The organism is Trinickia sp. Y13, from assembly GCF_029522115.1.
Classification (GTDB): domain Bacteria; phylum Pseudomonadota; class Gammaproteobacteria; order Burkholderiales; family Burkholderiaceae; genus Trinickia.
Map to the genome: position 1 here is coordinate 24,504 of NZ_JAKWFK010000023.1, position 22,840 is coordinate 47,343.

The 22,840-nt window shown below is 61.3% G+C and carries 20 protein-coding genes; 6 read left to right on the forward strand and 14 right to left on the reverse strand.

All coding sequences use genetic code 11. The features are described 5' to 3' along the window. Nucleotides 1–36 precede the first annotated feature (36 nt). The 11 genes from MMB74_RS25615 to MMB74_RS25665 form a co-directional block, all read right to left on the reverse strand. Nucleotides 37–1,674, reverse strand: coding sequence for a dipeptide ABC transporter ATP-binding protein (locus tag MMB74_RS25615; RefSeq protein ID WP_277431466.1), 1,638 nt, complete (start codon nt 1,672–1,674; stop codon nt 37–39). After that, a complete protein-coding gene (locus MMB74_RS25620; protein ID WP_277431467.1) occupies nt 1,674–2,783 on the reverse strand; it encodes an ABC transporter permease in 1,110 nt (369 codons plus the stop codon). The genes MMB74_RS25615 and MMB74_RS25620 overlap by 1 nt, the downstream gene beginning before the upstream one ends. Beyond that, nucleotides 2,737–3,795 carry an ABC transporter permease subunit gene (locus MMB74_RS25625; RefSeq protein WP_277431468.1) on the reverse strand — a complete coding sequence of 353 codons (1,059 nt, stop codon included), beginning with the start codon at nt 3,793–3,795 and terminating at the stop codon, nt 2,737–2,739. Before MMB74_RS25625 ends, MMB74_RS25620 begins: the two co-directional genes overlap by 47 nt. 31 nt (nt 3,796–3,826) lie before the next feature. Then, complete coding sequence (locus tag MMB74_RS25630) at nt 3,827–5,701, reverse strand: extracellular solute-binding protein (protein WP_277431469.1); 1,875 nt, start codon at nt 5,699–5,701, stop codon at nt 3,827–3,829. Between the two features lie 125 nt (nt 5,702–5,826). After that, nucleotides 5,827–7,035 (reverse strand): tetratricopeptide repeat protein, encoded by a 1,209-nt coding sequence (locus tag MMB74_RS25635; protein ID WP_277431470.1) that lies wholly within the window; start codon nt 7,033–7,035, stop codon nt 5,827–5,829. Nucleotides 7,036–7,045: 10 nt separating this feature from the next. Next, entirely contained in the window at nt 7,046–7,477 is a 432-nt protein-coding gene (locus MMB74_RS25640; protein WP_277431471.1) for a biopolymer transporter ExbD, read from the reverse strand. Between the two features lie 27 nt (nt 7,478–7,504). Then, nucleotides 7,505–7,927: a biopolymer transporter ExbD gene (locus MMB74_RS25645; protein WP_277431472.1), complete on the reverse strand. Its 423-nt coding sequence runs from the start codon at nt 7,925–7,927 to the stop codon at nt 7,505–7,507. Nucleotides 7,928–7,957: 30 nt separating this feature from the next. Next, the gene (locus tag MMB74_RS25650) at nt 7,958–8,857 is read right to left on the reverse strand and encodes a MotA/TolQ/ExbB proton channel family protein (protein ID WP_277431473.1); all 900 of its coding nucleotides are present in this window, start codon (nt 8,855–8,857) and stop codon (nt 7,958–7,960) included. Nucleotides 8,858–8,956: 99 nt separating this feature from the next. Beyond that, nucleotides 8,957–9,652, reverse strand: coding sequence for an energy transducer TonB (locus MMB74_RS25655; RefSeq protein ID WP_277431474.1), 696 nt, complete (start codon nt 9,650–9,652; stop codon nt 8,957–8,959). A gap of 217 nt (nt 9,653–9,869) precedes the next feature. Then, entirely contained in the window at nt 9,870–12,632 is a 2,763-nt protein-coding gene (locus MMB74_RS25660; RefSeq protein WP_277431475.1) for a TonB-dependent receptor, read from the reverse strand. Between the two features lie 361 nt (nt 12,633–12,993). Then, entirely contained in the window at nt 12,994–13,569 is a 576-nt protein-coding gene (locus MMB74_RS25665; protein ID WP_277431476.1) for a cupin domain-containing protein, read from the reverse strand. A 781-nt stretch (nt 13,570–14,350) separates the two neighbouring features. Here MMB74_RS25665 and MMB74_RS25670 point away from each other — a divergent pair. Both MMB74_RS25670 and MMB74_RS25675 read left to right on the forward strand, forming a co-directional pair. After that, nucleotides 14,351–15,100, forward strand: coding sequence for a DNA/RNA non-specific endonuclease (locus MMB74_RS25670; RefSeq protein ID WP_277431499.1), 750 nt, complete (start codon nt 14,351–14,353; stop codon nt 15,098–15,100). A 28-nt stretch (nt 15,101–15,128) separates the two neighbouring features. Further along, nucleotides 15,129–15,359: a hypothetical protein gene (locus MMB74_RS25675; RefSeq protein ID WP_277431477.1), complete on the forward strand. Its 231-nt coding sequence runs from the start codon at nt 15,129–15,131 to the stop codon at nt 15,357–15,359. A gap of 29 nt (nt 15,360–15,388) precedes the next feature. Here MMB74_RS25675 and MMB74_RS25680 read toward each other — a convergent pair whose 3' ends face one another. Continuing rightward, entirely contained in the window at nt 15,389–15,562 is a 174-nt protein-coding gene (locus tag MMB74_RS25680; protein ID WP_277431478.1) for a hypothetical protein, read from the reverse strand. Between the two features lie 452 nt (nt 15,563–16,014). On the opposite strand from MMB74_RS25680, the gene MMB74_RS25685 reads away from it, so the two are divergent. Continuing rightward, nucleotides 16,015–16,554 (forward strand): Mpo1-like protein, encoded by a 540-nt coding sequence (locus tag MMB74_RS25685; RefSeq protein WP_277431479.1) that lies wholly within the window; start codon nt 16,015–16,017, stop codon nt 16,552–16,554. On the opposite strand, the gene rarD is transcribed toward MMB74_RS25685, so the two are convergent. Beyond that, complete coding sequence (gene rarD / locus MMB74_RS25690) at nt 16,542–17,453, reverse strand: EamA family transporter RarD (RefSeq protein ID WP_277431480.1); 912 nt, start codon at nt 17,451–17,453, stop codon at nt 16,542–16,544. The genes MMB74_RS25685 and rarD overlap by 13 nt on opposite strands. Before the next feature lie 73 nt (nt 17,454–17,526). Further along, a complete protein-coding gene (locus tag MMB74_RS25695; RefSeq protein ID WP_277431481.1) occupies nt 17,527–17,823 on the reverse strand; it encodes an acylphosphatase in 297 nt (98 codons plus the stop codon). Between the two features lie 164 nt (nt 17,824–17,987). Between MMB74_RS25695 and MMB74_RS25700 the strand changes: the two genes are divergently transcribed. The 3 genes from MMB74_RS25700 to MMB74_RS25710 all read left to right on the forward strand — a co-directional run bounded on the left by MMB74_RS25700 (nt 17,988) and on the right by MMB74_RS25710 (nt 22,836). After that, nucleotides 17,988–21,134 carry an EAL domain-containing protein gene (locus tag MMB74_RS25700; RefSeq protein ID WP_277431482.1) on the forward strand — a complete coding sequence of 1,049 codons (3,147 nt, stop codon included), beginning with the start codon at nt 17,988–17,990 and terminating at the stop codon, nt 21,132–21,134. Between the two features lie 65 nt (nt 21,135–21,199). Next, nucleotides 21,200–22,210, forward strand: a complete 1,011-nt coding sequence (gene hpnA / locus MMB74_RS25705) for a hopanoid-associated sugar epimerase (protein ID WP_277431483.1) — start codon at nt 21,200–21,202, stop codon at nt 22,208–22,210. Nucleotides 22,211–22,311: 101 nt separating this feature from the next. Next, the gene (locus MMB74_RS25710; RefSeq protein ID WP_277431484.1) at nt 22,312–22,836 is read left to right on the forward strand and encodes a hypothetical protein; all 525 of its coding nucleotides are present in this window, start codon (nt 22,312–22,314) and stop codon (nt 22,834–22,836) included. Nucleotides 22,837–22,840 lie beyond the last annotated feature (4 nt).

Consider the following 22,840-nt stretch of genomic DNA (forward strand, 5'->3'; position numbering starts at 1 on the left):
CGCTCTACGTCGCGTTACGCCTACAACGCTGCTCCCTCATGCAACGGCCTCGCTCGCGTCGGGCTCCGGCAATTGCATCGAAGCGGCCAACAACGATTGCGTATAGGGATGCGATGGCGCGCGCAGCACATCGAGCGTATCGCCCGCCTCGACGATGCGGCCGGACTTCATCACGACGACGCGGTGCGCCATGGCGCGCATGACGGCGAGATCGTGCGTGATGAACAGGTAGCTGAGCCCATACTTCTTTTGCAACCCGGTGAGCAATGTCAGCACTTGCTGCTGCACCGACACGTCGAGCGCGCTCGTCGGCTCGTCGAGCACCAGCAACTGCGGCTCGACGGCCAACGCCCGAGCAATCGCGATACGCTGGCGCTGGCCGCCCGAGAACTCGTGCGGATAGCGCAGCAGGGCATCGGCGGGCAGCCCCACTTCTTCGAGCAATTGGGCCACGCGCGCCGCGCGCTCCTTTGCGGCCAGATGCGGCTTGTGAACTCGCAGCCCTTCGCCGACGATCTGCTCTATCGTCATGCGAGGCGAAAGCGACCCGAACGGATCTTGAAAGACCACTTGCATCCGCGCGCACAGCGCGCACCATTGCGCGCTCGATGATCGATAGCTGGCAAGCGTGCGCCCGCCGATTTTGATTTCCCCGTGAGCCGCACGCTGCAGCCCCAGCACCGTTGCGGCCAACGTTGATTTGCCCGAGCCCGATTCGCCGACGATGCCCACCGTTTCGCCCCGCCGTAACGTGAGATCGACGTCCTGCACCGCGCGAAACGCCGCGCTGCCGAATAGTCCGCGCAGCCCCTTCGCACTCGTTCGGTAATCGACCGAGAGACCGGAGATTTCGAGAACAGGATTCGATTCGGGCGGCACCGGATCGACGCATCGATGCGGCTCGCTATCGAGCAGGCGTTTCGTATACGGATGCTGGGGATCGGCGAATAGCGCGTCGGTCGTGTTCGTTTCCACCAGCACGCCCTTTTCCATCACGGCCACGCGCTGCGCGAAGCGCCGCACGAGATTCAAATCGTGCGTGATCAACAGCACCGCCATGCCGCGCTCGGCTGCCTCCTGTTCCTGCAGGTCGATCAGCAGATCGACGATCTGCTGCCGGACGGTGACGTCGAGCGCCGTCGTCGGTTCGTCCGCCAGCAGCAGACGCGGGCGGCACGCGAGCGCCATCGCGATCATCGCGCGCTGGCGCTGGCCGCCGGAAAGCTGGTGCGGAAAACTATCGATGCGGCGCTCGGGCTCGGGAATGCCGGTTCGGCGCAACAGTTCGATCCCTCGTGCGCGCGCCGCGTTCGGCCGCAACCCCTCGTGCAAAAGCAAGCTTTCGGCGATCTGCTTGCCTACCGTGTATAGGGGGTTAAGCGCCGTCATCGGCTCTTGAAACACCATGGCGATATCGGCGCCACGCATGCCGCGCATCTGCTGCTCCGTCTTCGTCAGCAGATCCTCGCCTTCGAACAGGATGCGGCCCGACACCGTCGCATCGGGCACGAGACGCAAGATCGAGAGAGCCGTCAGACTCTTGCCGGACCCCGATTCGCCTACGAGCGCAACCCGCTCCCCGCGCGCGATCGCGAGCGTCAACGCACGCACGCATTGTTTCTCCCCGAAACTGATCGACAGATTTTCGATGCTGAGCAAAGGACCGGTGCGCATCACTTCGCTCCCCCGAAAGCGGACCCGCGGTTGCGCGTATCGAGCGCGTTGCGCAGCGCGTCTCCCATGAACGTCAACAACAGCAGCGTCACGACCAGCGCAGCGAATGCGGAAATGGAAATCCACCAGGCATCGAGATTGTTCTTGCCTTCTTGCAACAGCTCGCCAAGGCTTGGGGTGGGCGGCGGCACGCCCAGGCCTAGGAAATCGAGGCTCGTGAGCGAGAGGATCGCGGCGCTCATGCGAAACGGCAGGAACGTGATGACAGGCGTCAGGCTGTTGGGCAGCACGTGACGCCAGATGATCTGCCAATTCGAGAGCCCCATCGTGCGCGCGGCTTTCACGTAATCGAGCGAGCGGTTGCGCAGAAATTCGGCGCGCACATAGTCGGACAGCACGAGCCATCCGAACATCGACAGCAGAATGAACAGCAGCCACAGCGTAGGCTCGAAGATCGAGGCGAAGATGATGAGCAGATAGAGATCGGGCATAGACGCCCAAATCTCGATCAAGCGTTGCCCGATCAGATCGGTGCGGCCACCGTAGAACCCTTGCAACGCCCCGGTGAGGACGCCGAAGAAAACGCCCGATGCGGTCAACGCCAACGCCATGAGCACCGACACGCGGAAGCCGTATAACAAGCGCGAAAGCACGTCGCGTCCGAACTGGTCGGTCCCGAGCCAATTGGCCGATGACGGCGGCGCGGGGAACGGCCGCACGGCGAAGTAATCGATGGTGTCGTAGTAGTTATGGTTCGGCGGATAGATTGCGAAATTGCCGTTCGATTCGATCCGTGACCGAATATACGGATCGAGAAAGTTCGTCTTTGCGGGGAAATCGCCGCCGAACTGCGTTTCCGGATAAGTCTTCACGATCGGAAAGTAGTAATGGCCGTCGTAGCGCACGACGAGCGGCTTGTCGTTGCATAGCACCTCGCCCATGAGGCTGACGACGAACAGCACGGCGAAGATCAGCAGGCTCCAATAGCCGAGCCGCTGCTGCTTGAAGCGAAGCCACGTGCGCCGCCACGGCGAGGGCGACGCTAGCGGGACGCCGGCCGCCTTAGCGGTCCATGCGGTCGAATTGGATGCGGGGGTCGACGAGGACATAGCAGACATCAGCGATGAGTTTGGTGACGAGACCGATCAATGTGAACAAGAACAACGAGCCGAGCACCACGGGGTAGTCGCGGCGGATCACCGAGTCGTATGAAAGCTGGCCCATGCCGTCGAGCGAGAACAGCGTCTCGATCAGCAGGTTGCCGTTCAAAAATGCGCCGACGAACGCGGCGGGCAGGCCCGTCAGCAGGGGAATGGCGGCATTGCGCAATACATGCTTGCCCAGCACGTCGCGTTCGGGCGCCCCCTTGGCGCGGGCCGTGAGCACGTATTGCCGGCCGATTTCCTCGAGGAAAGTGTTCTTCGTGAGAATTGTCACGATGGCGAAATTGCCGACGACCGACGCCGTAACGGGCAACACCATGTGCCACAGGTAGTCGAGCGCTTTGCCAAAGGTCGTCAGATCGGCGAAGTTGTCGGAGGTCAGTCCGCGCATCGGAAACACCTGCCAAAACGTGCCGCCGCCGAACAACATCAATAGCAACACGCCCAGCACGAAGCCGGGTATCGCATATCCGACCAACACCAGCACGCTCGTTACCGCGTCGAATCGAGACCCGTTGCGCACGGCCTTCGCAATGCCGAGCGGCACCGAAATTGCGTAGGTGAGCACGATCGTCCACAAGCCCAGCGAAATCGATACGGGCAGCTTGTTGCGAATCACGCGCCACACGCTCGCATGCTGAAAGTACGACTGACCGAGATCGAACGTCGCGTAGTGCTTGAGCATCAGGAAATAGCGTGTGAGCGGCGGCTTGTCGAAACCGAACTGCTTCTTGATTTGTTCGATCTGCTGCGGGTCGACGCCCTGGCTCGCGTGATATCCACCACCGCCACCGCCCCCGCCATCACCGCCGTGGTTGGCTTGGCCGTGGCGCAGTTGAGTCACCATCTGCTCGACGGGGCCCCCAGGCACGAACTGCGTGACGACGAAAGTCAGCGTAACGACGCCGATCAGTGTCGGAATCATCAGCAGCAAACGTCGAAGAATATAAGCGAACATGGCCGTTAGAAATCCTCGGTATTTCGATCTGTCAGTGCGCAGCGCCCTGCGCGTTGGCGGGGGTCGCCGATGCCTGCAAGGTCGCTGCCCCCTTCTTCCCGCGGAACCAGTAATCGATGATCCAATCTTCGGCTTGATACGAATTGGGCACGACACGCGGGTGACCGATCGTCGTCTTGTAGCCGATGCGGACATCGCGCTCGTAATACTGCGGCACCACGTAATACTCGTTGATCAGCACCCGGTCGAGCGCACGCGTCGCCGCTTCGAGATCGTCGAGGTTAGTGGCCGCGATGGCCGCGTGCACGAGTGCATCGACCGCCTTCGAGCGGATGCCCGAGTAGTTCTCCGAACCGATTTGCGATGCCGCTCGGCTACTGAAGCGGCGCTCGAGCTCGATGCCCGGGATCGTCACCGGCGGATAGATGTACGTGGTCACATCGAACTGAAAGCTGTCGATCCGCTTCTGATACAGCGCGCTATCGATTTCGCGCATATGCGCATCGATGCCAAGCGTTTGCAACGCCTGCATATATGGAATCAACAGACGATCGAAACCGGGCTCGTCATCCATGATTTCGAGCCTCATCGGCGTTCCCGCGGCGTCGCGCAGCGCGCCGTCGCGATAGTGCCAACCGGCCTGGGCCAACAGCTCGCGCGCTTGCCGAAGATTGGCCCGCAACGAGCCCGGCGGCTTCGTGCTCGGCTGCTGCACCATCGGGCCAAAAACGTCCGGCGGCAACTCGGCGCGAAACGGCTCGAGCAGCTTCAATTCCTTTTCGCTCGGCATGCCCGTGGCGCCGAATGGGCTGGCGTCCCAGAAGCTGTTGAGCCGCGTGTATTGACCGTAGAACATCATGCGGTTCATCCAGTCGTAGTCGAATGCGAGCGCGAGCGCATGACGCACGCGCCGATCCTGGAATTCGGGCTTACGCGTGTTGATCATGAAGCCCTGCATCTGAGCCGGGCCATCGGGAAACGTCTCTTTCTTGAGCAGTCCCGAATCGAAATTCTTGCCGATGTACTTGCGCGCCCATTGCGTGGCGCTGTATTCGCGGTCGACATCGTCGTTGCCCGCTTTGAACGCCTCGAGCTTCGTGTATTGATCGAGGTAGAGCTTGAAGACGATCCGATCGAAATGAAACATGCCGCGACGCGATGGCAAATTCGCGGCCCAGTAGTCCGGGTTGCGCCGATAGACGATCTCCTTGTCGTTCTTGCGCGCCTCGACGAGATAGGGACCGCTCGCGATGGGTGGCTCCACGGAGATCTGGTCGAACGGCAAATGGGTTCCGTCCGGCAGCGCACCCCACTTTGGCGAAAACACGGGGATGTCCCCCCCAATCAGCGGCGCGGCGCGCGAGTTGTCGATGAACTCGAACCGCACGGTCGAGCGGTCCACCACTGTCGCACGCTTGATCTCGGAGAACTGCGACGAGATCATCGGCGACGCCTGAGCGCTCTTGAGCGTATCGAACGAATACTTCACGTCGCTTGCGGTGATCGGATCGCCGTTCGAGAAGCGCGCCCTCGGATCGATATGGAAAGTGGCCGATAACCCGTCCGGCGCGACTTCCACATCGTCCGCGACGAGCGGATATTCGGAAGCAAGCTCGTCCCAGCTGCGCTGCATCAGCGTGTCGAACATCAGATTGCGTACGTCCGGTGCGAACAGGCCGCGCACAATGAACGGATTGAGCGAATCGTAGCTCTGCGATTGGTCGTAATTCTGAAAATGCAGCGTGCCCGTATTGGGCGCATCGATATCCGCATAATCGAAATGCGTGAAATTCGGCGGATATTTTGGATCGCCGAATTGCGCAATGGCCGGCTTGGCCTGGGCGCCGATCGCGCACGCCAGCCCCAACGCCATCGCGAATGCTAGGCGAAAGATGGAAAGTCTCATTCTTTCAGTGCGTTTGGACGCACGCCGGTGCAGCCCGGCGCACGATTCATCGGAGCGATCGAAGGCAATTGAAATGCCATCGCGCGTGATGTCCCCACGCGCGACGGCTGCCCCCTAGCGCCGCCTCACTTCGACGCTACCAGCAACCAAAGCCGCGCCAAATCGCTCGATCCGTCCGTGCCTTTCACGGCGCGGAAGGCTTGAACGGCGCGGGTCTTTTGTCCGGCGATGTAATACGCCACGCCTAGATGCAACTGCGCTTGATCGGGATGTTGCAGTTTTCCGCCTGCAATCGCCGAGTCCATCATCGCAATGCCGTCTTTCGCCTGCCCCGCGAAAACGAGGTTCAAGCCCTCGTCGACTGCGGCGGGCGGATCGCCCTTGTCGGCGCCGGCCGCCGCGCGCTTGGCGGCCAGCGCCTGCAGCCGCTTTTCGCGAGCGACCGTCTTCGGATCGCGGCCCAGCACGCCCGAAGCAAACCCTTGGTCGATCACTTGCTTGGCTTCCGCGTTGCTGCCGGCAACGAGCGCCAGCTGCGTCATCTCCATGTAATCGTCAGCGCTCGTCAGTGCGTTCGTTGCGCGACGCAAGCGATAGGTGTCGATATCGAGGCGCGAAGAATAACCGGGCTTGTTCCGAATCGCCGCCAGCAAATCATCCCAGTACGACTGCTTCGGATGGTATGCGACGAGCGCTTCGAGCGCGCCGCGGTAGGCCGCGTCGTTCTTCGTGCGCTGTGCGCAAGTGCCGAGCAATTGCAATTGCGATTCGTCGGGCGCATGCCCCGCCTTCGTCTGCGCATCGATGCTCGGTTTGAGCAAGTTCACGACGCTCGCGCAATCGTTCGACAGGTAGTACGACTGCACGAGCATCGTGCGCATCTGCGGGTCACCGCCACCCGCCTTCAAGTAGCGCTGAGCGGTCACGATCGCTCGTGGATAGTTGCGCTCCTGAAAATAGATGCCCGCCAACGTCGCCGTCACGCGTTGCTCGTCTTCGCCTTGCAGCTTGCCGCCATTGAGCAGCGATTCATACGCTTGCGCGGCCAATCCCGTATCGCCCGCCGCAACGGCCGCCGCACCGCGCATTTCCTCGACCATGAAGTTCTCATACGGTGTCTTGCCGGGAACGGCAGCAGCCTGCGCGATCTTGGCGAGCGCTTCCTTATACTTGTGCGCCCGGTAGAGCGTTTGCGCATCGTTCAAAGGCTTGCCCACCTCGGGGCGCAGCGTGTCTGCCGCGTACGTCGCGGCCGGTGCGGCTGCCAGCGCGAGGAACGCGCCGCAGGCGGCCACGATCGCGGCGTGCTTGAACCGTCGTTGAATCGTTCGCATTGCCACTTCCTTATTGCATGTATTGCTCGTTGCCGATCAAACCGATCTTGGTCGCGCCCACCCGCTGCGCCGCCGCCATCACCGCCGCCACGTCTTTGTAGGGCACGAGCTTGTTCGGCCGCAGGTGGATCTCGTCTTGCACGGGCTCTGCCGCCACTTGCGCGAGCTTCGATTCGAGCGTGGCCTTGTCCGGGATCGGCGTGCCGTTCCACGTCATCGTGCCGTCGAAGTCGATATCGATCTGCACGATTTGCGGCTGCACCGCCGGCGGCGGCGGATTGCCGACCGGCAGATTCATCTTCACGGCGTGCATCTGGATCGGAATCGTGATGATCAACATGATGAGCAGCACGAGCATCACGTCGATCAGCGGCGTGGTGTTGATGTCGACCATCACTTCCGGTTCGCCGCCGCCACTGCCAGAAGGTACGTTCATTCCCATATTCGACTCCTTTCCTCTCGGGGCAAATCAGCCCCCGCGCGCGGGTGGCTCAGTGATGAATGACACCTTCGCGATGCCGGCGCGCTCGCAGTCGGTGATGACTCGGCCGATGAACTCGTAGCGCGTGTTCTGATCGCCGCGCACGTGGACCTCGGGCTGCGGAGCCATCGCCGATACCGACTTGAGCTTCTCGAGCAGCGTCGGACCATCGACATGCGTCTCGTTCCAGAAGAAGTCGCCGTCTTTATTGACAGCGATTTCGATGCTCTTGGGCGTCGTCTGCAGCGGATGCACCGTTTCATGGGGCAGCTGCAATGGCACCGTATGCGTAACGACCGGGATGGTGATCAAGAAAATGATCAGCAACACGAGCATCACGTCGACGAGCGGCGTGGTGTTGATCGCGGCGATGACTTCGTCTTCGTCCTCGCCGCCAACGCTCATAGCCATGAATGACCTCGCTTATTGTCGGAACAGGGGTTACTGCACGAGCGAGGCCGGGCGATTGGCCGCGCGCACCGCGCGCTTGCCGCCCGCGAGCAAGACCGTGTGCAGTTGTGCGCCGAATGCACGCACGCGTTCCATCACCGACTTGTTGCGACGCACGAGGAAGTTGTAGCCGAGCACCGCGGGCACGGCCACCGCAAGACCGATCGCCGTCATGATTAGCGCCTCGCCGACGGGCCCCGCGACTTTGTCGATCGACGCTTGGCCTGCAATGCCGATAGCCGTCAATGCGTGATAGATGCCCCACACCGTTCCGAAGAGGCCGACGAACGGCGCCGTCGATCCCACCGTGGCGAGGAAGGCGAGGCCGTCTTGAAGACGATTGGACACGCTCGTGATCGCACGCTCCACCGACACGTCGATCCAAGTATTGCGATCGACCGCTTCGAGCAACGCTTCGTCATGATGCTCGCCTGCCTCGATCGCCGTCTCCGCGATGAAACGGAACGGCGAGGACTCGTCCAGTTGCTTCGCGCCTTCGGCCAGCGAAGGCGCCGTCCACAGCTGCTCGTCGGCGGCCTTCGCGCGGCGGTTTGCACGGAACTGCTCGAAGAACTTAGTGATCATGATGTACCAGCTGCCCATCGACATGACGACGAGCAGAATCAGCACGAAGCGCGCGACGAAGTCGCCGTTCTTCCAGAGGGCGCCGAGGCCGTAGGGGTTGGTTACCGTTTCGGTGGCGGCCGGGGCCGGCGGGGGCGCCGGTTGATCGGCTGCGGGAGCTGCGGTCTGCGGGGGCGCTGCGGTGTTGGATGCCGCTGCGGCCGTATCGCTCGCTTGCGCGTAGGCGATGCCCGGCAAGGCGAAATTGACCGTTGCGACGGCGATCAACGTGGTGCTAGCCAATGCGGCGAGGGAACGCTTCTTCATAATCTGCTCCAGTTCGGTTCAATCGTTGAACTCGTGAAACCTGTTGTACCTGTGTCGCTCGAATGCCGACGTGCATGGTTGCTCGATGCTCGGCCGTGCTCAATTGAGGTTGAACGAGAACGGCACTTGCACGCGAACGGCTTGACCTTGTGCGATGCAATTGAAGCGCTTGACCGCTTTGAATGCAGCGTCGTCGAGGCTGTCGTGATCCGACGATTTGGCCACGCGTTCATTGGTGACATGGCCTTGCGGATCGACCGTGAACTCGATCGTCACATCGCCCGTATCGCCGTTTTCCTGCGCTTCCTTCGGATACGCGATCGATCCGCGGATCTGATCCGAGTTCGGACACACCACGCCCACCTCCGTATGCACGACGGGCTTGACCGGCGCGGGCGCGGGCGGCGCAACGACAGGGGCCGACTGCACCGGTGTTGCTTGATGTGTGATCGTCGCTTGCGGCGGCGCCTGCACGGGCACTTCGGGCGGCGGCACGAACGGGGGCGGCGGCGGAGCAAACTTCGGCGGCGGCAGTTGCACGGGCGGCAACGGCGGCGGCGGGGGCGGCTTCACCGGCTCGATGATTTTGGTTTCGATCGGATGCGCAATGACGTGCACGACCTTCGTTGCTAGGCCGTTTAGCAGCGCGTAGACCAGCACGACGTGCAAACAGATGACGATCGCGATACCGCCGAAGCGGCGCGCGGGATTTTGCTGCTTTCGCCCGTACTCGCGCGGGCGACCTGACCATGCCATCCCGGATGCAGCCCCGGGCGATTGTCCTTCGAGTTTCATAACCACCTTCGATCCTCCCGGCGTGAATCGCCTTGTTCCGTGATTGCGGCGCTCGTCATGCAACGAACCGCGGGATGAGGCCGATCACAAGGGACTTCTTGCGACTGCTCAAAAAAACAGGTCCGCCGCCTTTGCAGGCTTGGCCTCGCTTTCGAGTCCAAGCGTTGCTCGGGTGCGAAAGCGGCGGACCGACCAGCTATCTCGAGATGCCTTTTTGTTAGAACTTATAGGTCGCGCCGATCTGCGCGAAACGACCGATGTAGGTATAGATCGATTGGTCGTAGCCGTTCAGGTCGAGCGTGCCTTCCGCGAAGATTGGATCGTACGGAGGCGTGCGATTGAAGATGTTGTCGATGCCGCCATAGATCGTCCAATGCTTGAAGCCCGTGTACGAGACCATCAGATTGAACTGGCTGTACGAGCCAACCTTGGCCGGCGCGGGTGCCGCCAACAAGTTTTGCGCGTACGGGCCCGTGAACTGCCAGGTCAGCGCGGCATCGAACTTGTGATACGTCCAATCCAACGTCGTGTTTCCGCGCCAGCGCGGGAAGCTGCCGCCGAACGGTTGCGTGAGCGTGTAGTTGTTGCCCGCGCCGTCCACCGGGGCGCGTCCCGGCGAGCCGAGCTTGAATTGATTCACGTACGCCCAATCGCCCGACAGCGTGAACGTACCAAGATGCGTCGGTACTGCTTGACGGAACGTGCCCTCGAAACCGTTGGTGTCGAGATAGCCCAGGTTCTGATACGGAATGAACTTGTAAAGGATCGCACCCGTGGTCGGATCCGTGACGATTTGCGACGGGCGGCCTTGACCGATCACGTTATCGACGCGAATCTTGTACCACTCGAAACCGATGTCGGTCGTACGCGTGGGCGAAGCTTGGAAACCGATATTCAGATTGCGGGTGCGTTCGGGCGACAGATTAGGGTTGCCCACCGTAATCGACGTGTAGTTCAGGCCGGTATTGGGGTCGACTTGAATCCCCATGGTTTGCGACCGGCTGTCCTCGACGAACGTCGGCGCGCGGAAACCACGGTTGTACGATGCGTACATCGTCAGCGCTTGAACCGGTTGATAACGCAACGCGAAGCGCGGCGAGAACGCCCCGCCGACGTCGCTGTAGTGGTCGTAGCGGCCCGATTGGCTGAACGTCAGGTTGCGGATGATAGGCACGTCGATCTGATAGTAGGCGGCGCCAACGTTACGCTGGCCTTGCACCGTCTGCAGGTTCGGATTAAGCACTTCGCCGCTCGAGAACTCCGAACCCGGCATGAGCGAAACGCTCTGATGCGTGAACTGTGCGCCGAAGCCCACGCCCACGTCACCCGTTGGCAGGTGGAACAGATTTGGCGTCGAGATCGTCGCATCGATCGTATCGAGCTTCGAAATGCCGAGGTTGCCGGCGTTCTGATACAAGCCATTGAGCCCGTTGGGCGTGGCCGAGGGATTGGCGAAGTTGAACGTGCCGTTCTGATAAATGTTGTTCAGCGCGGCGACGTTCAACTGGTTCGTATACGTGTTCGAGACGACGCTTTGCGAGTGGCTGACCGAAGTGGCCCAATCCCAATCGCCGTACGGCAGCGTGAACGAACCCTTCACACCCGTCGAGGCGCGCCAGTAAGTGGCATCCGTTTTTTCAGCGTTCGTATTCGGGAACGAATACGTGAGCGCCGTCGGTACGCCAAACGGGTTGTACGGATTGCTGGCGGGCACCACCGTGTTGAACGGGGCGAGCTGTTGCGTCTGCGGGTTCCAATAGAGGGGCGGGTTCTGCGGATTGCCCACCGTATTGCCCCAGATGCCGTCATTGGTCGTCGTTTGATTGCGGCTCACGAGGAAGTCCGCGAATGCCGTGGTCTTATCGTCGACCTTGAAGTCCGCGTGGAGCTTGGCGTTCAGACGCTGCGTCTGCGGCAGGATCGACATGCCGCTGGCGGTGTTGATGCCGCACAGCGTGCCTGCCATTCCGGGCGTCAACGAGTTGGTGGCAGCGGGATGAACCGAGCCGCCGTACGCGCACGAACTCAACGCATGTGCACTGCCGTCGGGCATATTCCAGAAAGACGGCGCGAGAACCGACAAGCCGCCGGGCTTACCCGTCCAATCCTCGCTGCGCGTCGAGTCGCGATCGGCGAGCGTGAAGCCGCTCGACTGATAAAAGCTTGCTGCCGCAGTGACGTTGAAGCGATCGCTATTCAGATTGCCGAAGCCGGCGAGAATGCCGAACTTGGTGGTGCCATCGCCGTTACCGGCGTTGATCGCGCTACCGTAGCTGCCATCCAGTTGCACGCCGTGGAAGTTGCGCTTCGTGATAATGTTGACGACGCCGCCGATCGCGTCGGAACCGTATTGCGACACCGCGCCCGTCTTGACGATTTCGATGCGCTCGATATCGTTCAGCGGCAGGGTGTTCAAGTCGAAGAACGAATCGACCGTGTTGGAGAAGGCGGCGAACGGCGCCACACGCTGCCCGTCGACCAACACCAGCGTGTACTTCTCGCTGAGGCCGCGCAGCGCCATACCAGCGGCGCCCGCCGCGAAGTTACCGGTTTGGCCTTCGCTCCAACTGTTGGCCGAGTTGGCCGTCGTATTGCGCAAAAAGTCCGCCACCGACGATGCGCCGCTCTGCTCGATTTGCTTGGCGGTCACCGTTTGGACTTGGTTGAAACCAACTTTGTCGGAGCTTCGAATCAGAGAGCCCGTCACTTCGAAACGCTGCAACTTCTGAACGTTACCCGGCGCCTTTGCCGCCCCGTTCGCCACCGCGCCTGCCGCCGTGGTCGCCGCAGCGGTGCCCGACGCCGCGGCGCTGGCTGCGGCCGCGTTCGATGCTCCGACCGGCGCCGCGGCCGTCGAATGCGCGCCCTGTGTCGCGGGCTGGCTTTGAGCAAAAGCGACCGACGTGCCGAGCGCCGCCGTCAATGCCACCTCAGCCCAAACGATGGTTCGTATGGCCGATCCTAAAGCCGTCAGTTTCATTTTTCCCCTTCTCTCGTCAGTAACGCCAAGTTGTTCTGCGCGAAGGCATGGCTCACCCTCTCGCTTGCGGCACCCCAGCACCGCCCCTGTTGACTGCCCCGTTCTCGCACTGCGTCATAAATCGTTCAACGGCTATGGCACACGCTCGACTGAAGACGGATGTGCCGATTCGCTTGGTTAGTAGTCCTAACTGAGCGAATATGCATTGCGCCCGCTTACCGGATCTCGGCGTGCAGACGTGCGATCTCGGCCGCAATTGAACGGCGAGATTCGCTCGGCTTCCATTCCCACATGTTGGTTAGTTAGGATTCCTAACTGACATGCGAAGACCGGAGGCCGCAGGAAAACGAACAGCGGCTAATCAAAACAACCTTGGCGTACCGACCCACACGAGCACCGTCTCATCGCTGGCGGTGTTGGCCCATCCGTGCGGGACAGTGGATTCATAGTGCGCGCTGTCGCCAGCGTGCAATACGAACGTGGTGCCCTCGAGGCTTAGTGTTATCTCACCGCGCAATACATACAGGAATTCTTCTCCCGCATGCGTTGTGACTTCCGACGGCGGTTGTCCCGCCGGCAGCCTGACGAGGATCGCGTCGAGCTGCCGATCGCCCTGCACATTCGTGAGCCGGGCGAAAAGGTTGGCCGAATCGGCAAAGCTAAAGAACTGCAATTCGTCTGCGCGCCGAACGGACTTCCCTTCCGTCGGCGTATCGACGAAGAACTGCACCGTTACCCCTAGCGCTCGCGCAATGCCGACCAACGACGTAATGGACGGCGTTGCTAGCCCTCGCTCTACTTGCGACAGAAACGGCTTCGAGATGCCGGCCACCGTTGCCGTTTCGTCGAGTGTGCGTTGGAGCCTTTTGCGCAGCGCTCTTATTTTGCTGCCTAGCGCACGAGCAGCGCTTGTCTTGTCTTCAGTGTGCGGAACCATATCAGGCCAGAAACTGGTCGTCAAAAATTGTTTGATAGAGCTAAATTAGGTTTACCTGATCCCAATTCTTTCCACAATGCACCGCTTGGGTGCGAATGCGATGGCAGTGGTTTGCCTTGGGTTGGCACGCGGTTTTGAGATTAACGGTGAGAGCTTCTCAAAGGTGCAACCATTGCACTGGCGCCGTCGAAGTCGTGATACGCCGTTTGCATAGGGTCGACGGGCTATTCATGCGGCGTAAGCGAGGGATTCATACCTTCCTGTATAGCAACCACATCGCAACCCGAGCGAAGGTGTTGCAACCCGCACCGTCGGTATGCACGAGCCAGGGTTAGCAATCGATAGCTAGGTGAAACTAGCAACCTGCGGATTGCTCTTTAGAGGGGCCAATCTAACTTTGTTAACTATGTAATTTCATTTTGCTTTCTTGTTTCTTTCCATTTCTAATTAGCGCGAATCGCGTCGTTAGCTAAGCGATAACGCGGGCAGCGGGTTCGAATTGCTTACTTTCACATCGACGTCCGCAGGCAGAGTCGCAATTGGCAGCGCCGCGGGTCATGACGCGCTAGGGATGGCCCTTCCCCGAGCCGGCGGGATGTGGATGAGCGCTGTAGCGGGGACGGCCTGCGCGAGTTCGAATCGGTTGAGTCGCAGGAGGGACCAGCGCTTTCCGGCGGGCGCGACGGCCCGTGTTGTTCTGCCGTGTTGTTCTGTGTCGGCGCGTGCGCCGCTATACTTGCGTCCCGCTGAACACTCGAACATGAAAGTACTCGTTGCCCCTATGAAGAAGCTGCTTGCCACGCTGTTGATCGCGCTGAGCGCGCACGCCGTTGCCGCGCCCGAATGCCAGCAATTCGCCCCCAACGGGCAATTCCCGGTTCTGGCCAACGCCAAGATGGCGCCGAAGACGCGCCTGCTCTGCTACTCCGATTTCGCCGTTTTGCATTCCGGCTTGACGCACGGGCCACTTTGGTCGGCCGAGCATTTGACACGCGAGCATTTGGGGAAGGCGCGCGAGCAGGTGCGCACGAACAAGTTCTTCGAGGATCCTGCACTGCCGGCGGGAGAAGGCGCAACATTGGCCGATTACAAGCGCAGCGGCTTCGACCGTGGACACATGAGCCCGGCCGGCGATCGCTGGAACGGCGAGGCAATGGCTCAATCGTTCACGCTCGCGAATATCGTTCCGCAGGATCGGGAGAACAATCAGCACTTGTGGGCGCACATCGAAATGGCCGTGCGCAAGATCGCGGTTCGTTATGGCGAGGCTTACGTCATGACGGGGCCCCTGTTCACCGGACAAACGTTGCGCACGATCGGCGCGTCGCACGTTTTTGTGCCTACGCAGTTGTTCAAGGTGGTATATGTGCCTGCGGCGAAGGAAGCGTTTGCGATCGTCGTCGATAACGTCGCGACGAATCGCTACGAGATGAAGACCGTGCACGAACTCGAAGGGATGAGCGGCATGCACTTTCCCGGGATTCCGGACGCGCTGAAGGATCAACGAATCGGAGGACTCAAAGGTGTCTGACTTTCATGCATTTGCGAACGACGACGAAGTGCTCAGTATCGAGGGCGATGCGCTGACTGTTTCCAATAGCACGGCCAGCGTTTCATTTGCGGGGTCGCTGAAGATCGGCAAGGACAAGCGGGGGTTGAAAGCGGCGCGCGCGCTGAAGCAGGCCGTCGATGCGATCGTTGAGGCCCTCGAGCGGGAGAAGGCGCTGCCGGATGTCGCGAAGGAGGAACCGCCGGAGGCTACCGGGAGCGTGGGGAATCCGTTTGTTTGAGGGCGACGGCGCGGGGAGGCCGGCATTGTTCAGCCTCGCTCGGGTGGGGTTGCGAGGAGGCTGGCCCGAACTCTGTCGATCGAATACGCCACCACCTTCTCTAGCCTTATGATCAGCGCGGCACCGCACACGCTCACCGCGCTCGGCTCGAACGCTTCCTTATCGACATCGAACAGCGCGTCGAAAAGCGCACCGAACGCCATGCCGCACCCCTTATTTGTCCGCAGGCTGCAAGATTTCCAGAAGCACGAAATTCTAATTGAGACGGAAAAAGAAATCGACAAACATGCCGGTGATTCGGGGATAGTCTCGAACTATACCGATCTGCACATAGGATATATTTTCCGAATTTCCGAGTAGCATCGATAGCACATCCATTTCTTACCGATTTACCGGCGATGCCTGCAGTGGCCCGTTATGAAAAGGCTCGCCGGTCGGGTTTTATAAGCAAAGCCAATTGGCGTGTACACCGCGGGTAGACCGCCGCAAAACGCATGCGGTCACGCCGCAGCAACTGGCCGACGAATGCACCGGGGGTAGCAACCGCCGCCCCAAGTTTTATGCGAATGAAACATTCAAGCACTTGAAGATCCGGCCCGCCCATGCGATGTTTCGCAAATTCGTAGCAGTTCCCATCGGCAAAGGCACCGCTCATATGAAGACGCTAACCGACCAACTCGCGCAGTACGCGTCCTACCATCGTGATCGGCGCAACATCGCCACCCACTTCGTCGGCATTCCGATGATCGTGCTCGCGTTGGCCATTTTGCTCAGCCGCCCTCAATGGCATGTCGCCGCATTGCCGTTCGGCCTCTCCCCCGCGCTGGCCCTGTTCCTCTGCGCGACCGTCTATTACATCGTGCTCGACGCGGCGCTCGGGTTTCTCATGGCGCTGATCTCGGCAGGCTGCCTGATCATCGGCGCGATACTCGCCCAAGCATCGTCTATCGCCTGGGCGGGCAGTGGCGCAGGTCTATTCATCGTCGGCTGGGTGTTCCAATTCGTGGGACATGTCGCGTATGAACATCGCAAGCCCGCCTTCGCCGACGATCTGATCGGCCTTGTCATCGGCCCGCTATTCGTCCTCGCCGAAATTCTGTTCGGTTTCGGCTGGCGGCGCGCACTGCGCGATTGCGTCGATCGCAAAGCCAGCGCGCTGCGCGAGGGCCAGCACAACAGGCATCAACCGATCTGAGTCACGCCGTCTCGCATGCGCAATAGAAGCACGCTATGGACGGCGGTCACCACGACAGCGATCCAAATAGGCACATAGGTCCCGAGCTGTTGCGCCGATAGCGATTCGCCCAAGAACATCACCGAAAACAAAACGAGCAAGACAGGCTCGACATAGCCCAGAATCCCGAACAATGCCATCGGCAACATACGGCTCGCCTTCAAATAGCTGGCGAGTGCAATCGTGCTCAATACGCCCAGCCCCGGCAGCAGCAACGCCCACAAAAGCGGCCGCTGGAATGCCGCCTGTGCGCCGGCGCTCATCGCAATGACGGGCACGGCCGCAGGCAGCAACAACAGGATCTCCACGGCGAACGTCGCGAGCGAGTCTCCTCCTAACTTGCGACGCAGCACGAAGTAAGGCGGGTAACCGACGGCCACCACCAGCGTCGGCCATGAAAACGCATGCGTGACCCACAATTCGTGGGCCACGCCCACTGTAGCGCATGCCACCGCCAGCCATTGCAGCGGCACGAGGCGCTCGCGGTAATAGAAGCGCCCTACCAGCACCATCGTCAGCGGCAGCAGAAAATAGCCGAGCGACACCTCGAGCATGCGTCCGTGCAGCGGCGCCCACATGAACAGCCAAAGCTGAGCGCCGAGCAAGCCGCTGGCGAGCAACAGCATCAACCCTCGTAACGGGTCGCGCACAGCAGCGCACATGAGCTGCAACATCTGTGCACCACGCCCCCGCAGCGCGACCAATACCAACGCTCCCGGCACCGTCCATACGATCCGCCACGCGAAAATATCGAGCCCGCCGAGCGGATGCAGCATCCGGGTATACACCGACAGAAGCGCGAATAACGTCGTCGCTGCAACTGATAGTGCGATGCCACGCCCCGTTTCCTGTCGTTTCATTTTCTTACCCAGCCGTTCAGCGCCGAGCGGGTTCGTTAGCGCAGTTCGTACAGAACTCAGATTGTGGGATTTCTCAATGCTGCTCGAAACGTGCAAACCGTTTATCGATCTTGCGTTCCTCGCTAACGCATTCCGTCACGCGCGCCGAAGGCGGCCCGCGTCGCATCCATTCGAGCATCCGATCGATTTGATTCGCTGTGCCCTGCAACATCGCTTCCACAGAGCCGTCGGCCACGTTGGCTACCCAACCGGTGATGCCGAGCGCATGCGCTTGACGTAGGGTCGCATGCCTAAACCCCACCCCTTGCACGACACCTCGGACGCGCACATAGTATGTCTCGACCTTCTTGTCCAAATCCGGACCTTCCATTGCCTGCTCCAGCAGCGATCTCACTAACGCCGCATTGTAATCGCCATGCCGCGAATGCTTTTGAAAGCCGTCGCGGCGTCAACGCTAAAGAAAAGTCACTTGCCGGTCGTTAAATGCATTGATTGCCTATGCGCGACAGGTCAATTGGCGAGAGGAGACTCAAGGTGGCGCTACAGGATCACGGGGCGAAAATCGGTCGCACCCGCTTGCTCAGAAGCTGGCTCGACGACAATAGCACCGCCATCCTGACCGTCGCGGTATGCGCGATCGCGGTCGGAATCGTCGCGTTCGGCGCCAGCCAGATCTTCGCCGCGCGCGAACTCGACGACGCTCGCTTCGCGCGCGCGTTACAAATTCGTGACAACGTCGAGGATCTAGAAAGCATTTACGCCGATGCGGACGCCGATTTCTTGCGCGTGCTCGCCGATCCGGCCTCACGCGCGACGCCATGGCCCGTTTCGCGCATCGAGCGCGCGGAGCAAACGCTCAATGCATTGGAACGCAATCGCGATTCGTCGAAAGAACGAACGGCACACATCGAAGCGTTGCGCGCTGCTACGCACGAATGGCAGCGCAGCGTCGCACAAGCCCTAGGCGGCACGCAGCCCCAAGCGGCCGAATTGCCGCGGGATGCGCTGGTAGCCGTCGAAACGAGCCGGCATCGAGTGAGCGTCGATCTGCGCCGTCTCGACGCCGACCAAGACGTGTCCGCCGGCGCGCAAGCAACCAAGATGGCGCGCCGCTATGCCTCCGAACGCATTGCATTCGCGTCCGCCGCGGCAGCGGCCTTCGTCTTTCTGGTCTACGGCTTTCTCGCGAATCATCGGTTCGGCCTCGAACGCGCCCGCGCCCGGATTTCAACGGAAGAAGGCGAAGCGCGCTTTCGCGAGTACTTCGAAGAGCATCCCTTACCGATGCTCATCTACGATGTCGAAACGCTCACCATCGCCGCAATCAACGGCGCCGCAGTGCGGCAGTATGGTTACGAACGCGACGAACTCGCGGGCATGTCGATCGCCGCGCTGCGCCCGCCCGAAGACAGTGCCGCCTTCTTGGCGAACTTCATCAAGTTGGCATCGGCAGGTAACACGACGAGCGGCTCCACCCACGTGCGCACGCACGTGCGCAAAGATGGCTCGCGCTTTTTCGTCGAAGCGTCGTATCACTTCATGACCTACGCACATCGGCGCGCGTGCTTCGTCGTGGCCATCGACGTGACCGAAAAAGAATGCGCAAAGGAAGCGTTGCGCGAATCGAAGCAAATGCTCGAGGCCGTCATCGACAGCGTGCCGCAGCGCATCTTCTGGAAAGATACGCAATCGCGCTACCTCGGGTGCAATCGTGCGTTTGCGCACGATGTGGGTCTGACCGATGCCTCGCAAATCGTAGGCGTCACGGACGACGATCTCCCCTGGCGCAGCGGCGCCGAGACTGCTCGCATGCGTGACCGCCAAGTCATTCAAAGCGGCGAGCCGCTAGCGAATTACGAAGAGTTTTCGCCCGCGGCGAACGGCAAGTCGCGGTGGCTGCGTAAAACGAAGGTGCCACTGCGCGATGCGCACGGCAAAGTCATCGGTCTCCTCGCCACTTACGAAGACATCACCGAACGCAAGGGCGTCGAGCTTGCGCTGCATTTGCGCAGCCGCGCGCTCGATGCCATCGTCAACGCCGTCCTCATCACGCGCGTGACCGAAGACGGCAACTTGATCGAATACACCAACCCCGCATTCGAGCGCATTACGGGGTATTCGGTAGAGGACGTCAAAGGTCTGGATTTCCGGTTCCTGCAAGGCGAAGACCGGCAACAGGACGGCATCGATTCGATCCGGCGCGCCTTGGCCGAAGAGCGCGAAATTACGACGTTGCTGCGCAATTACCGGCGCGACGGCACACTGTTTTGGAATCAGATCTACATTGCGCCGGTACGTGACGAGAACGGTACCGTCACGCATCACATCAGCGTCGTCAACGACGTGACCGAGCTCGTCCAATCGCGTGACTTACTGAGCCAACAAGCCAATTACGATTCGCTCACCTCGCTGCCGAACCGCTATCGCTTGAACGAACGGCTCGCTCAAGCGCTCGGCGATGCCCGGCGCGACGAGACGCACGTCGCAGTGGTGTTCATGGATATCGATCACTTCAAGGATGTCAACGACAGCCTCGGTCACGGTATCGGCGACCGCCTGCTGCAAGAAATCAGCGCGCGTCTTTCCGCCTGCGTGAGCGCGACGGACACCGTGGCGCGCTATGGCGGCGACGAGTTCGTCATGGTGATCTCCGAGAGCGGCGAAGAAGACCGCCTCACCGAGGTGCTCGCACGTGCTTCGCAAGCGTTCGCGCGGCCTGTTTGGATCGACGACACGGAGTTCTATGTCGAAACGAGCATTGGTGTTGCATGCTTTCCCAACGACGGCGGCGATCCGGAGACGCTACTGCGCCGCGCCGATCTTGCCATGTATCGCGCCAAATCGAACGGCCGCAATTCGCTGCAACGCTTCTCCCCCGATCTGGGCCGGCGCGCCGACGAACGTCTAGCCCTATCGCGCCGCATGCGGGCCGCGTTGGCCAATGGCGAATTCTGCCTCGAGTATCAGCCCCAAGTCGATCTCCATATGAATCGCGTCACGGGCGTCGAGGCGCTGTTGAGATGGGCCGACAGTGAACTCGGCCGCGTCAGCCCGGCGACCTTCATTCCGATCGCGGAAGAAAACGGCCTCATCGTTCCGATCGGCGAATGGGTGATGCAGCAAGCATGTTTTCAAGCGCAAGTCTGGCAAGCGTCGCTTCCGGGGTTGCGCATGTCGGTCAATTTGTCGCCGCGCCAATTTGCGCGCGCCGACATTCTGCGCGTCGTGCAGCAGGCACTCTCGCGGGCGCGACTCTCGCCGCGATTGCTAGAGCTCGAGATCACCGAGGGCGCGCTCATGACGATCGGCGCGCTAGACGTGCTGCGCGCGCTGCGGGCGATGGACATCGATATCGCCATCGACGATTTCGGCACCGGTTATTCGAGCCTGTCCTACATCCGCAACTTCCACGCCGAACGACTCAAGCTCGATATGTCGTTCGTCTCCGGCATCGGCCGGCATCGCGAGGACGAAGTCATCACGCGTGCGATTCTGTCGTTGGGTCGCGCGCTCGGCTTCAAAGTCGTGGCCGAGGGCGTCGAAACCGAAACGCAACTCGCGTTTCTACGCCGGCACGGCTGCAGCGTGGTGCAGGGCTATCGCTTCGCTCGCCCGATGCCCGCCGCCGACGCCCACGCTTTCATTACGCAGTTCAACCAAGGCACGATGACCTACGCCTGAAGCGCGGACACAACACCAAGTACAATCTCGGCGCATCGACGTAATCAATTCATACGCGCCATACCATGACCGAATCTTCCCGCGATCTCGTGCTTGTCACGGGCGCATCGGGCTTCGTCGGCTCAGCCGTCGCACGCACGGCGCTCGCGCGCGGCATGCGCGTGCGCGTGCTCGTGCGCGCGACGAGCCCACGCAAAAACCTCGAATCGCTCGACGCTGAAATCGTCGTCGGCGATATGCGCGACGAACGCTCGATGCGGGCCGCGCTGCGCGGCGCGCGATATCTCTTTCACGTGGCGGCCGACTACCGCCTATGGGCGCCCGATCCTTCCGAGATCGAACGCGCCAACCTCGAAGGCACTGAAGTCACGATGCGGGCCGCGCTCGCCGAGGGCGTCGAGCGCATCGTCTACACGAGCAGCGTCGCAACGCTGAAAGTCACCCGCGAAGGGCGCGTTGCCGACGAAACCGCGCCCCTCACGGCACAACAGGCGATCGGCGTCTACAAGCGCAGCAAAGTGTTGGCCGAGCGCGCCGTAGAGCGCATGATCGAACGCGACCGGCTACCCGCAGTCATCGTCAATCCGTCCACGCCCATTGGTCCGCGCGATGTGCGCCCCACGCCGACCGGCCGCATCATCGTCGAGGCCGCACTCGGCAAAATCCCGGCCTTCGTCGATACGGGCTTGAATCTCGTACATGTCGACGATGTCGCCGAAGGTCATTTGCTGGCGCTCGAGCGCGGCACGATCGGTGAACGCTATATTCTGGGCGGCGAAAATTTACCGCTGCAGCAAATGCTCGCCGACATCGCCAAGGAAACGGGCCGCAAACCGCCCTCGATCAGCTTGCCGCGCTGGCCGCTCTATCCCCTCGCATTCGGCGCAGAATGCGTGGCGAAGGTGACCAAGCGCGAACCGTTCGTCACGGTCGACGGTCTCAAGATGTCGAAGAACAAAATGTATTTCACGTCGGCGAAGGCCGAGCGGGAAATCGGCTACCTGGCGCGGCCTTATCTGGACGGCTTGCGCGATGCGCTGCAATGGTTTCGCGAAGCGGGCTACCTGCGCACGTGAGCCCCGCGCGTGCATTTTGTTACAACTGGACGGCGGCACGCTCGAATAGAGGGGCCACGCACCCGGTAGAATCGCGTCTCTTTGGTTGAAGTAGCCGCCGCATGAACTTGGAAGAACAGATCGGTGCGATCGACGCGCAGGTCGATCGGCTTAGCGAACTCCTTCGGCTCGCCCAGGCGGCCGCGGAGCAGGCAGCGCATGCCGCGCCGGAACGAGCGCCAGCCGCGGCCGAGGCGGCCGAGCCCGCCGCGACAAGCGAGCCGAAGCAATCCGCTGACGATACGCACGCGCCAAACGACGCACGGCCGACGCTGCGCGTCGCGCGTCCGGCGCACAACGCGCTGACGCTCAGCATCGGCTCGCAGTCCGTCACGCTGCACCCGGAGCAAATCGGCCAATTGATCGAGGAGCTCGCCAACGCCCGCGCCTCGATGACACCCGAGCCGTCGATGGCGCTCCCGCCGGGCTGGCGTTTCGTTTCGACCAAGAACCCCGCCATAGCGATGCAGAAGCAAGCGAACGGCGACCGTCTGCTGGTCGCGCGGCATACGGGTCACGGCTGGGTGCCGTTCACGTTCTCCCCCGACGCCGCCGTAGAGCTCTACCTCATGCTGACTCAGTCCTGACCGC

Bases quoted from the DNA above. Each gene is read 5' to 3' on its own strand.
- MMB74_RS25620 (WP_277431467.1), bottom strand. From the start codon at position 2,783: ATGTCCTCGTCGACCCCCGCATCCAATTCGACCGCATGGACCGCTAAG.
- MMB74_RS25635 (WP_277431470.1), bottom strand. From the start codon at position 7,035: ATGCGAACGATTCAACGACGGTTCAAGCACGCCGCGATCGTGGCCGCC.
- MMB74_RS25680 (WP_277431478.1), bottom strand. From the start codon at position 15,562: ATGGCGTTCGGTGCGCTTTTCGACGCGCTGTTCGATGTCGATAAGGAA.
- MMB74_RS25625 (WP_277431468.1), bottom strand. From the start codon at position 3,795: ATGTTCGCTTATATTCTTCGACGTTTGCTGCTGATGATTCCGACACTG.
- MMB74_RS25650 (WP_277431473.1), bottom strand. From the start codon at position 8,857: ATGAAGAAGCGTTCCCTCGCCGCATTGGCTAGCACCACGTTGATCGCC.
- MMB74_RS25695 (WP_277431481.1), bottom strand. From the start codon at position 17,823: ATGGAAGGTCCGGATTTGGACAAGAAGGTCGAGACATACTATGTGCGC.
- MMB74_RS25615 (WP_277431466.1), bottom strand. From the start codon at position 1,674: ATGCGCACCGGTCCTTTGCTCAGCATCGAAAATCTGTCGATCAGTTTC.
- MMB74_RS25645 (WP_277431472.1), bottom strand. From the start codon at position 7,927: ATGGCTATGAGCGTTGGCGGCGAGGACGAAGACGAAGTCATCGCCGCG.
- MMB74_RS25665 (WP_277431476.1), bottom strand. From the start codon at position 13,569: ATGGTTCCGCACACTGAAGACAAGACAAGCGCTGCTCGTGCGCTAGGC.
- MMB74_RS25640 (WP_277431471.1), bottom strand. From the start codon at position 7,477: ATGGGAATGAACGTACCTTCTGGCAGTGGCGGCGGCGAACCGGAAGTG.
- MMB74_RS25710 (WP_277431484.1), top strand. From the start codon at position 22,312: ATGAACTTGGAAGAACAGATCGGTGCGATCGACGCGCAGGTCGATCGG.
- MMB74_RS25685 (WP_277431479.1), top strand. From the start codon at position 16,015: ATGAAGACGCTAACCGACCAACTCGCGCAGTACGCGTCCTACCATCGT.
- MMB74_RS25660 (WP_277431475.1), bottom strand. From the start codon at position 12,632: ATGAAACTGACGGCTTTAGGATCGGCCATACGAACCATCGTTTGGGCT.
- MMB74_RS25670 (WP_277431499.1), top strand. From the start codon at position 14,351: ATGAAGAAGCTGCTTGCCACGCTGTTGATCGCGCTGAGCGCGCACGCC.
- rarD (WP_277431480.1), bottom strand. From the start codon at position 17,453: ATGAAACGACAGGAAACGGGGCGTGGCATCGCACTATCAGTTGCAGCG.
- hpnA (WP_277431483.1), top strand. From the start codon at position 21,200: ATGACCGAATCTTCCCGCGATCTCGTGCTTGTCACGGGCGCATCGGGC.
- MMB74_RS25655 (WP_277431474.1), bottom strand. From the start codon at position 9,652: ATGAAACTCGAAGGACAATCGCCCGGGGCTGCATCCGGGATGGCATGG.
- MMB74_RS25630 (WP_277431469.1), bottom strand. From the start codon at position 5,701: ATGAGACTTTCCATCTTTCGCCTAGCATTCGCGATGGCGTTGGGGCTG.